Origin of the sequence: Campylobacter sp. RM12647 (assembly GCF_020138135.1) — a bacterium.
In the GTDB taxonomy this organism is placed as follows: domain Bacteria; phylum Campylobacterota; class Campylobacteria; order Campylobacterales; family Campylobacteraceae; genus Campylobacter_E.
In genome coordinates this window covers 1-9,942 of sequence record NZ_JACGAS010000038.1, presented here as the reverse complement: position 1 = coordinate 9,942, position 9,942 = coordinate 1, and the positions used below count along the sequence as shown (strand labels likewise).

The following is a 9,942-nucleotide window of genomic DNA, read 5'->3' as shown; positions in this document are numbered from 1 at the left end:
GATGTAAAAGCTAATAAAATGCAAGATATTTTAAAGTCTTTATAAAATACAAAAGAACTAATTATTCTACAAACTAACATAGTAAGAATAATAGCAAATGACATTAATATAAGCTCTTTATTAACCAAGCTAAAATCAAGGCTTAGCCCAACATATACGAAAAATATAGGTATTAAAAAAGGGTGTCCTAATGAGCTTAATTTATGCTCTAAATCCTTTTTATGCCCAAAAAAGCTAGATATAAACATACCAGCTAAAAACGCTCCTAAAGCTATTTCAAAATCAAAATAAAGCATTAAAGCAACTGCTAGCATCCACAATGCAAGACTAAGCCTTACATTACGCTCTGCTTTATCATAATCAGGCATTAAAATTTCTTTAAGCCAAGGTAACCACCAAAAAATCGCATTAAAAATATAATAAATTACAACAAAAATCCCTAAAAAGAATAGTATTGACAATACAGAAGTAACAACTTGCATTGTGCTACTTGAGTTTGAAAAGCTATTTAAAAGAGTTATTAAAACAATGCTTATTACTTCGCCAAGTGCTGCTAAAACCATAGTAAAACTAAGCCATTTTGGAGTAATTTCGTATTCTTTATATAAAATACTAATAAGCCCTATACTCATAACAGGAATTATTATTGCAACTACTAAGCTAAGTTTTAGTATCAAAGAAATACTAATAGCTAAAGCGTAAAGAATTAAATAAAATAAAGATATTTTTTTTAGCTCATTTGCATTTAATTTTATAAATTCTTTAAGGCTTACTTCAAGCCCTGCTATAAACATTAAATAGCAAAATCCAATATGAGAAGCTAGGGTAAAAGCAGGTGTTTTTGTGATTATTCCAATAGCACCAGCAATACTTCCTAAAATAATTTCAACCGCTAAAATAGGTAAGCTAGTAAGCTTTGCTATATAAGGCGATGAAAAAACAACAAAAGATATAAATAATAAAATATTTAAATCATTTGAGCTAAGTTCCATTAATTTCCTTGTATAAATCTAGTATCCTCAAAAATTATGCTTTTTGCAATTATTTCAATTTTTTCGGGGATATTTTCAATAATTATAATAGGACTTAGGTTATAGTGATTAAATAATTTTGCTCTAAAGCTTATTTGCTTTTTAATACTTGGTGGATTTTTTAAAAATTCTTCATAATTTTCGTATTTAAAAAATTCATTCGCTTTTTTAAATGATATTACACATAATTCATCTTTATTACACATTATTAGCTCTTTACTTATGTCAAGACTTAGATTAATTTTGCGTGATTTAAAATGCGAATAAAACAAAACAAAAGCTTTTGCAGTATTTTTATTAGCTTTAATTCTTGCATAAAGCAAACGATAATTTAAAAACTTTTCTCTAATAATGCTAAATTGTTGATTTTTGCTTTCTAATCTTACGACTTTTTTAAAAAATTGCAATTTTTCTTCTATTGAGCCAGGTAGAATTTGATTTTTATATATACTTGAGCTTAATTCTTTTATCAAATGCTCTTCGCTTTTTTGTTGAGCTAAGCCGTAAATACAGCCACAATAATTTTGATGATACAATAAATCATCTTTTGCTAATTTTAATTGCCTTTGAGTTCCACCATCTTTTCTAAAATCAACACAAAAAAACTCTAAATCAGTCCCTTTTAAAGCTTCTTGCATAGATACTCTTAATTGCTCTAAATCTTTTTTAGGAGAGCATAAAAGTGTGGTTGTAAATGTTTTTTGCCCTAATTTTAAAGCCATTTCAACAGAACTTTGCATTCTAAAATCAAAACATTTAGAACATCTCTTCCCACGCTCAGGCTCATTTTCATAGCCTTTTACATAATTAAACCATTCAGCATAATCATATTCACCTTTAATTAGCTTAATACCAAGCTTTTTACAAGACCTTGCTACATCAAAATATCTTAATTCATATTCGCTAAAAGGATGAATATTTGGGTCATAAAAATACCCGATGAGTTCTTCATCAGGCATTAATTTTCTTAATTCTTGCAAAAAAAAGTGCGAATCAACGCTACAACAAATATGAACTAGCATTAATTTATTTTATACTTTTTACTAATTTCATTTATTGTGCCATCATCTAGCATTTCTTGTAGGCTTTTATTTATTATCTCAAGTAATTTTGTATTACCTTTATTTACGGCAAATCCTTGTGAGTCTTCATCTTTATACTCGCAAACTACTTGCAAATCAGGATTTTTATTTAAAAAATTAACTGCAGCAACCTTATCTAATACTATAGCATCTATTTTTTTGCTTTGTAATGAAAGTATGCTAATGCTAGAATTTGCAAAGCCTTTTACTTCTTTTTGGCTAGATTTTTTTGCTATATCATATTGCACCGAGCCAAGTTCAGCCCCAAAAAGCGTATTAGTAAAATCTAAATCTTTACAATTTTTAATTTCTTGATTTTCATTATTTTCTATTCTTTTTATGAAATAATTAGAACTATCTTTAAAATTAATTGTAAATTCTACTGCCTTAGCTCTTGCTGGAGTTTTTTTCATAATTGCTCCGATTAAATCCACTTTATTGCTCTTAAGACTTGGGATTAATCCGTCAAAATCCATATATTTAAACTCCACTTCTAAATTATTTCTTTTAGCAATTTCTTTAATAATATCAACATCAAAGCCTTTTAATTCGTTGTTCTCTAAATATTCATAAGGCGGATAATTAGGTGCTGTTGCTACTCTTAAAATATCAGCACTCATACTTGTTAATAATGCTAAAGAAAATAATATTTTTTTCATTTTGCTCCCTTACTTTACGCTATCTTTATAAACTGCGTTTTCATTTACTACTTCTTTAATAATTAAAGACCTTTTTGTCTCTCCTGTGCTATCTATGCTAATAATTCCACTAACGCCTTCGTAATCTTTAGTTTTTTTAATCTCTTGATTTATACATTCGCTAGTGATTTGCTCGCAACGATTTGCAGCTTCTACTAATACAAAATAAGCATCAGCACCCATTGCAGCAAAATTTGATGGAAGACTTCCATTATAAGCTTTTGCATATTCTGCTAAATATTTTTTGCTAAGTTCTGTTGGTGGAACATTTGCATCAAAGCTATCTGTATATAAATGATTGTTTGAATACTCTGCTGCAAGTTTGATAAATTGCTCATCAGCAACCCCATCAGCACTAGCGATTATACTTTTAACACCTGCGATTTTTGCTTGTCTTACAAAAAGTGCTGCTTCTTGATAATAAAGTGGCAAATACACTACATCAGGATTTAAACTAGCAATTTGAGCTGAAATAGCGTTAAAATCTTTATCTCCACTTGTAATGATTAATTCTTTTAATATTTCTCCACCACCTTGAACAAATTCTTTTTTGTAAGCTTTTGATAAACCTAGTGAATAATCAGTCGCTTGGTCTTTTACAATTACTGCTGTTTTTTTACCTTGAGCTAATAAATATTTTGCCATAGCTTCGCCTTGAAAACTATCATTAAAGCACACTCTAGCAGCGTAATTTTTACCTTTTAATAATTTATCATTTGTAGCAGCTGGTGCAATTACAGGCACTTTTTTCGCTTCAGCTGTATTCATAACCACTATAGTATTTGCAGTAATCATTTCTCCAATTATTGCACTAACTTTTGGTAAAACTCTTTCAGTTGCTGTGATGGCTTCTATTTTATCGCCTTTTGTATCAACTATATTTAAATTGATTTGCTCTCCATTTTTTAAAGTTGGTTGCATTGCATTTGCTACTTTTATTCCATTAAGTGCCGCATTTCCATACGCTGCAACGCTACCGCTAAGTGGTAAAACTACACCAATATCTAAAGCAAAAGCCGCACTAGAAGCTAATAAAATTAAACTTTTTTTCATAATAAATCCTTTAAATAATTTAAATAAATTCCTTGAATTACAAGGCATAAAAGACCTGCAAAAAATCCTGCAAGTAAATCATCAAGCATAACGCCTAAGCCACCTTTTAGCTTTTTATCAACTTTACCAATAATACTTGGCTTAGTTATATCAAAAAGCCTAAATAAGATAAAAGCTAAAGCAAAATGCCACCAAGAGTTGTTAAAACTCATACCAATCGCCAAAAAAACCCCACAAACCTCATCAATTACTATTTCTTTAGCATCGTGTTCGTGAGTTTTTTCATAATCGTCAATGATTTTAATACTTGCAATAAAAATTGCAATACTTAATAGCATTAAAGTGCTTTTATCTGTGTAAATTAGTAACAAATAAGCAAATGGTAATGCCGCAATAGTCCCCATTGTGCCACTTGCAAACGGACTAAGACCTGAATAAAAAAATGTTAAATATAGTTTTGCTAATTTTTCTTTCATTAAAATCCTTTGTAATTTGGAAAAATATCTTAAGTTAGTTAAGGAATAATTTGTTTTTAGAATTTGATTTAAAGAATTTAAATATCGTTTTTAAATTCTATGATTTTTAATTTAAGAAAAACATTATAAAATAACGATTATTTTTTATAAAAAAAGGCAAAAAATGTTGAAAAAATCAATAATTTTAATGAGTATTTTATATTCTAGTTTAAATGCAAGTGCCGTTGATAGTAGATTTTCGTATCAAGATTATTTAGATTTTGGTGCTAATAAAGGCAAATTTAAAGCAGGGACAACAGGGCTTAGCGTAAGTTCTAAAGATGAGACTTTAAAAGTAGATAGTTTTTCTTCTATGCCTATGATTGATTTTAGTGCTAGTAATAAAACGGGGGATTTGTTTAGGGGAGAATTTACCAATATAGGAACAAACAGAGTTTTAACGGCAGCTCATATGATTAGTAGAAAAGATAAATTAATTCAAGCTGGTTCAGTAATAGAATTTGGTGGAGTTAGAACGACTGCTGTTAGTGCTTCTAATAATTTTGATGATTATTTTAAAAACTGTGCTGATACAACTTGTCCTCCAAGAACTGATATAGAAGATTTTGTTGAGCTTAGAATGAATAAGATTAATTTAAATACTAAAGCAGATATTGCTCCAATAAAATACTATGATGAGAATGGAAAAGACACAAATTATGAAGCTTGTAAAAATGGTGGTTTGAGCTGTTCGGATACTAGCGGTAAGGCTGCTTTATATGATAATTCTAGATATACACTTTTTGTAAGAAATGGAACAGGTATTCAAAAAATTACCGAGCAAAGAAATGACGCTGAAACAATAAGCACTAATAATAAATACTTTACAGGTGGAATTGCAAATTTAAGCGATTTTAATAGTTTTAAAAATGAATATGGTTTATATATGTTAAATATATTAGGTAGCAATAGAATTCAATTCTCAAGTACTGGTTCTAAAGGAGATAGTGGAAGTGCATTATATGTTTGGGATAATCAAGATAAGAAATGGTATATGGTAGGTGTTACTAGTGGTACTGATTGTAAAGGAGATAGTGTAACTTGTACTTATACTAATTATCATTTAGTAAATAATCACACTATGGATAATTTTAATAAAATTCACAATATAAGCACTACGGCTAATTTAATACTTGATGCTGATTCTTTAAAAGATGGTTTGGTAGAACTTGAAAAAACAATGGGAGCTGATTTATCGTTTAAACACTATTATAGTTTGTTGGGCGCTCAAACAAAATTAAATTACAATAAAAGAGTATTAGCAATGGCTAACGATAAGGATATTTATATAAATGGCGGTTCTTTAACTCTTAGTGCTAATGCTGATTTAGGTTCTAGTGCATTGATTATAAAAGATAATTTAACTTATGATATTAAAGGTAATTTTGACTTTTTACACGGCGGTCTTGATATAGGTGCTAATTCGGTTGTAAATTATGACCCTAAAACAGCAAAAAATGATTATTTACATAAAATTGGTGCGGGTAAATTGATAGTTAATTCAAGTAGCCCTAATGCAGGTCTTAGAATAGGTGGGGGTGAAGTTGAGTTTAAAAATTCTTCAGGCACAACTTTTGGTAGTATTTATATGACTAATAATTCAAGTTTAAAGATAAATAACGCAAATCAAATAAATACAAATTATTTATATTTTGGCGAGAATGCAGGTAAGCTTGATTTAAATGGAAACAATATTAATCTTAATAATTTTTACGCGAGTGATAATAATGCAGTGATAACAAATACTAGCACTAACTTAAGCACTCTTGAAATCAATAAATTTGCTACAACAGAACCTACAAATACTATTTATCACGGAAATATTAAAGGAAATATTAATATAGTTCAAAATCACAATAATAGTGGTAAATACGCTGTTTATGATGGTGGTTTAGATATTCAAAATATGGAATTTAAAAACGGAAATTTAGTTTTACAAGGTCATCCAATAGTGCATAATTATGTATCACAAGATGTAAAAGATAAGCTAAAAGAAGATATATTTACTACCCCTACAAGGCTAGACCAAGAAGATTGGGAAGAGAGAAATTATAAAATGGCTAGCCTAACTTTAGACAAAGCTAGTCTTGATATTTTAAAACATTCAAATGTGGATATTAAAAACATTAATTCTATTTCTTCAACTATTAAAATTGGCGATAATTTAGCTTATATAGATAGATTTGATGGAGAAAATATAAAGGCAAATTCTATTGCAACAGAATTTCAAGGAAGTTTAGAAAATGAAAGTTATGACAAAAATCTAAAATATCAAGAAGAAGTAACAAAAGGCGAAAGCATTGCTAAAAATATCAAAATTAATTCAAATTTTGATTTGAAAACCAATTCAAAACTAAGCCTTTTAAATGGCACAGATTTTAAAGGCACAATAACAGCTGATAATACTTCTAGTCTTGAGTTTAATGGTGCAATGATTAATGCAAATATAAACGCAAGTAGCCTAAACTCAATCGATACAACATATATTTACGAAAGCAAAACTAATGCTTTAAATATAAGCAAAAGCACAAGTGGAGCTAATAATAAGCTTTTAATTAAAGAAAGCTTTTTAAATGGAGATGATAAAATACTAATAGCAAGTTTGGCTAATGATACTTTAGTGGCTGAAAATTATTTTGGTATTAAAGGTGAAGATTCAGTATTTGCTGACCTTAAAGCTAATGTAAAATATTATGCTGAAAACGGCACAGCTAAATGGTATCTTGAAAAAATACCATCTACTCCATCACCAGAGCCAAGTCCAACACCAAATGAGCCTAGCACTCCAAATAAACCAAGTGAGCCTGATACTAAACCAACTCCGCCAACTAACACAGACACAACTCCAAGTGAGCCTATTAATCCAAATGAGCCTAGTGTTAATAATCCAAGCGAACCTAGTATTCCTAGCACTCCAACAACTCCAAGTGAGCCTGATACTAAACCGATTGAGCCTAAGCCAGACACCCCAACAACTCCAAATAAGCCTATTAATCCAGATGAGCCAAGCACTCCAAATAACCCAGAAGAGCCTGTTATAGTTGAGCTTGACCCAAATCCTAGCAACAATCCAAGCAATGTAGAAACAAAAGGCCATTATCAAGAATACTTCTTCGTAAGAGAGAAAGAAAGTTCAATAAATACAGCTAAAAACACGCTAAATCAAGCATTTTTTAACTATGTTTTAGAGTGGAACAATATGCAAAAGCGTATGGGAGAGCTAAGAGATGAGGTTGCAAATGGCGGAATTTGGATTAGGAATTTCGGTGGAGCAAGTTCGTATCTAAAAGATAATAAGACCAAATATTATGAATTACAAATAGGTGCTGATAAGATTAGCGAAATGGATGATTTCAATGCTTATGCGGGAATTATCTTTACTAATTCAATTTATAAACTAGATACAAAAAATATGCTAGAAGGTAAAGTAAAAGGCATAGGTGGGGGACTTTATTCAAGCTTTATTTTTAATAATGGTTTTTATATTGATATGATTGCAAAATATGTTGATTATAAAAATGACTATACTCTAACGCTAAATAATGGCAATAATAAAGCAATTTATATTAACGCGAATAATCATTCTAAAAGCGTAGTAGCAAGCGTAGAATTAGGCAATAGATTTTATATGAATAATTATTATTTAGAGCCTAGCGTTGAGCTAATTAGTGGCTATGTTAGTGCGATTAGCCTTGAAAATAAAGCCGAGCATATAAAATTAGAAAGCAAATCATTCGTTCCATTTAATACAAAAACAATGCTAAGTTTTGGTAAGCAAAGTAGCGAAGATTCAAGATTTGGATTTAGATTTGGGGTTGGAATTGCTGCTGATTTAGCTAAAAACGGCGATAAAACCATAAGAGATTTAAATGTAATTAGACAAATTGAAGGCAAAAAAGATACAAGAATGCTAACTAATGCTTCATTTAATTATAATTTCACGAATAATTTAAGGCTAATGACCGAGTTTGAAAGGACATTTTTTGGTGATTTGAATGTGGATTATTCGCTTAATATGACTTTAAGAAAGAGTTTTTAATTTATTTTGCACCTATTTTAAAGGTGCAAAATCTTTATATGTTTTTATCTTGCCAATAAATATTATTTATTGGATTTTTTAATGAGTTTAAGCATAAAGAGTTTCAAAATACATTTATCTTATCGCCTAAATATACTCAAATTATGACGCAAAGCTTAATTTTTGATATAAAGAAGCAAAAATAACCATTAAATAATAATCTTTATTCATTCACTCGCATTACTAAATACAAAAAATAAAGAATTAAAATAATAATTCAAATAAAAATATTTTAATTTTCTTTAAAAGTAAGAAAATTTAAATTGCTAAGTTATTGTTTGTATTAAACTACTTCTTAAATCTTGCCAAATTACTAAGCGGTAAAGATAGCTAAGATTTATAATTTTTATCCACAAATCTCTTAAAAATTTAGCTATTTTTTTAATGTTACTTTTACGCATTTAATTGTATTTTTTACTCATAAAATCACTTGAAATCTCACTGATATTGATTTTTTTAAGTATTAAAAAATAAAGAATTTAAAACAATAATTTACACATAAAAACTAAAAAATATAAAGCAATATTTTTATTATTACCAAAGCTTTATATTTTGATTTAGAGATAGCCTAAATAGTATTAAATCAATAATATGATAAATTCAAATTTATGTTTAAGTTATTATTTTTTTTAAAAAGATTATTTTTTGAATGAATTGCTGTGATTTGCAATATTAATGCAAGTTAGCGTTAGAATATTTTTATCTTTTTCGTAAATTAGCACCAAATCGTTTTTCACATGGCAATCTCTATAGCCCTTAAATTTACCTTGCAAAGCGTGGTCTTTATAAACCGGTTCTAATACTTCATCATTTGCCAATCTTAAAATAATTTTATTTGTTAATTCTTTATCAGCTTTGCTTAGTTTTTTAAAGGCTGTTTTGTAAGCTTTAGTCTCCCTTACTTGATACTTCACCATTTCATGCTTTCTTCTACGAATTTTTCAGCGTCCATATATTCAACTTCCCCACGCAAATACGCAGCTTTTAATTCTTTTGCTTCTTTTATAGAATCTAAAAATTCTTTACTATTATAAAAATCATCTAATTTGCTTTTTTCTTTCTTTATCTTTATCGGCTCGTTAAATGCCTTTGCTAATTCTTTTAAAGCCTTTAAAAAGTGCGGATTATCATTCATCTTTACTATTACATTCATATTTACTCCTTTTATAATCGTTATCTTATACTAAATATGTTTAATTTATCAAGTTTTAAAGAATTTAAATTAGGAAATTGATTTTTAAATTTAAAAAAGGGAGCGAGTGCTCCCCTTAGGATTATTGCAACAACCTTAGTAATTTTTACTATTGTAATAACCTTAGTCGTTTTTTAAGATAGCTAACGCTATCTTAAAAACTCCATTCATTAACGCAATAATCTTTAATGCGTTTTTAAAGATAGCCGAAGCTATCTTTAAAACTATTGTAATAATTTAGTTGTTTTTAAGGTGACAAGCACCTTAAAAACTCCATTCATTATTACTACTGT

Annotated in this window: 8 protein-coding genes; 1 reads left to right on the top strand and 7 read right to left on the bottom strand. The window is 28.7% G+C overall.

All coding sequences use genetic code 11. The features are described from left to right. From AVBRAN12647_RS09385 to AVBRAN12647_RS09365, 5 genes are all read right to left on the bottom strand, one after another. Positions 1–992 (bottom strand): cation:proton antiporter (locus tag AVBRAN12647_RS09385; protein WP_336615091.1); only part of this gene is annotated, 992 nt, incomplete at its 3' end. Next, entirely contained in the window at positions 992–2,053 is a 1,062-nt protein-coding gene (locus tag AVBRAN12647_RS09380; protein WP_214116431.1) for an epoxyqueuosine reductase QueH, read from the bottom strand. The genes AVBRAN12647_RS09380 and AVBRAN12647_RS09385, both read right to left, overlap by 1 nt. Continuing rightward, on the bottom strand, positions 2,053–2,772 hold the full coding sequence (locus tag AVBRAN12647_RS09375) for a substrate-binding periplasmic protein (protein ID WP_214116433.1): 720 nt from the start codon (positions 2,770–2,772) through the stop codon (positions 2,053–2,055). The genes AVBRAN12647_RS09380 and AVBRAN12647_RS09375 overlap by 1 nt, the downstream gene beginning before the upstream one ends. Positions 2,773–2,781: 9 nt before the next feature. Beyond that, positions 2,782–3,864 (bottom strand): ABC transporter substrate-binding protein, encoded by a 1,083-nt coding sequence (locus AVBRAN12647_RS09370; protein ID WP_214119584.1) that lies wholly within the window; start codon positions 3,862–3,864, stop codon positions 2,782–2,784. Continuing rightward, positions 3,861–4,340, bottom strand: coding sequence for a phosphatidylglycerophosphatase A family protein (locus AVBRAN12647_RS09365; RefSeq protein ID WP_214119583.1), 480 nt, complete (start codon positions 4,338–4,340; stop codon positions 3,861–3,863). Before AVBRAN12647_RS09365 ends, AVBRAN12647_RS09370 begins: the two co-directional genes overlap by 4 nt. Before the next feature lie 163 nt (positions 4,341–4,503). On the opposite strand from AVBRAN12647_RS09365, the gene AVBRAN12647_RS09360 reads away from it, so the two are divergent. Further along, complete coding sequence (locus AVBRAN12647_RS09360) at positions 4,504–8,418, top strand: S6 family peptidase (RefSeq protein ID WP_336615090.1); 3,915 nt, start codon at positions 4,504–4,506, stop codon at positions 8,416–8,418. Positions 8,419–9,095: 677 nt separating this feature from the next. On the opposite strand, the gene AVBRAN12647_RS09355 is transcribed toward AVBRAN12647_RS09360, so the two are convergent. Next, a complete protein-coding gene (locus AVBRAN12647_RS09355) occupies positions 9,096–9,374 on the bottom strand; it encodes a type II toxin-antitoxin system RelE/ParE family toxin (protein ID WP_250325694.1) in 279 nt (92 codons plus the stop codon). Further along, on the bottom strand, positions 9,368–9,610 hold the full coding sequence (locus tag AVBRAN12647_RS09350) for a hypothetical protein (RefSeq protein ID WP_214120675.1): 243 nt from the start codon (positions 9,608–9,610) through the stop codon (positions 9,368–9,370). The genes AVBRAN12647_RS09355 and AVBRAN12647_RS09350 overlap by 7 nt, the downstream gene beginning before the upstream one ends. Between the last annotated feature and the right edge of the window lie 332 nt (positions 9,611–9,942).